The organism is Bradyrhizobium sp. UFLA06-06, from assembly GCF_054820065.1.
In genome coordinates, this window is record NZ_JADFUD010000154.1 from 1 (window position 1) to 1,422 (window position 1,422).

Genomic DNA, 1,422 nt, shown 5'->3' on the forward strand with positions numbered 1-1,422 from the left:
TATAGCGCGACGATCTGGGTCGGAAGAGCGCGGCGATCAGGATGGCGAGTCAGTGTCGCGGCGCGATGATGATCGCCGCGATGATTGTCGCGCGCAAGAGTTTTGTTTGCTTTGATTGTCGCGGAGCGTCAATCAAGCGAGCGTTTTTTGTGTCGCGTGCTCCGGTGGCCGCCCTGGACCACGCTTTCGCTCGAGGGCAGTCCGCCTGCGATAGCTCTCGACGTTCATCTCGACGATGGTGGCGTGGTGAACAAGGCGATCGATCGCCGCGAGGGTCATAGCTGGGTCCGGAAAGACCTTGTTCCATTCTCCAAAGGGCTGATTGGCGGTGATCAGCAAAGAGCGTCGCTCGTAGCGTGCGCTGATGAGCTCGAACAGCACACTGGTCTCGGCCTGGTCCTTGGTGACATAGGCAAGATCGTCAAGGATAACGAGATCGAAGCGATCGAGGCGGTTGATGGCACCCTCGAGGTTGAGTTCGCGGCGCGCCACCTGGAGCTTCTGCACGAGATCGGTGGTGCGGGTGAAGAGGACGCGCCATCCGTTCTCGATGAGAGCCAAGCCGATTGCTGCTGCCAAGTGACTCTTGCCGCCACCGGGCGGACCAAACAGCAGCAGATTGGCGCCCTTGTTCAACCAGCCGTCGCCGGCGGCGAGCGCGGTCATTTGCGCCTTGGAGATCATCGGTACGGCTTCGAAGTCGAAGCTGTCAAAGGTCTTTCCGGTGGGCAGCCGCGCCTCGACGAGATGGCGCTCGATGCGGCGACGGCTGCGTTCAGCGATCTCGTGCTCTGCAATGGTGGCGAGGAAGCGCGCCGCCGGCCAGCCTTCCTTATCGGACTGCTCGGCAAATTGCGGCCACAGCACCTTGATGGCGGGCAGCCGCAGCTCGTTGAGCAACAGATTGAGGCGCGCGGTGTCGACTACGTTGGTTGTGCTCATGCGGCACCTCCGATCTCGGCAGTACCGATGAGGCATTCATAGGTGGCGAGCGGTGCGAGGCGCACCACGACGTTCGGCATCTGGGCGGGATCCGGGGCGAAGTGAGTACGTAGCCGGTTGAGGTCGGGCAGCCGGCCGTCGTTCAGGTCGGCCGTGAGCTGATCGGCGAGTTCGGCCTCGCAACCGCGCTCATGGGCGAGTGCGAGGAGATCGACCATGATCCGGCAGGCCTTCTTGTCCGGTAAGCGTTTGCGCAAGACGTCGAAGGCTCGGCGGTAAGCTTCCCGGGGGAACAGCTGGTCGCGGTAGACCAGGTTGAGGAGCGCCATCGGCTTGCGCCGCAAGGAATGGATCACGTGCCGATAATCGACGACCTGATCGTGCTTGCCATTGGGATGCGGCCGCCCGCGCGGCAAGGTGAGGAGATGCGTGCCGCCGACAAACACGTCGAGGTGATCGTCATACAGGCGCACCCGCAGC

General features: G+C 62.7%; 1 protein-coding gene and 1 pseudogene. Both read right to left on the reverse strand.

What is annotated here, in order from left to right; all coding sequences use genetic code 11:
* Nucleotides 1-132 precede the first annotated feature (132 nt).
* Complete coding sequence (istB, locus tag IF803_RS42430) at nt 133-942, reverse strand: IS21-like element ISBj11 family helper ATPase IstB (RefSeq protein WP_016842034.1); 810 nt, start codon at nt 940-942, stop codon at nt 133-135.
* Nucleotides 939-1,422 (reverse strand): annotated as a pseudogene (locus IF803_RS42435) (IS21 family transposase); the annotation flags it as partial. The pseudogene IF803_RS42435 and the gene istB, both read right to left, overlap by 4 nt.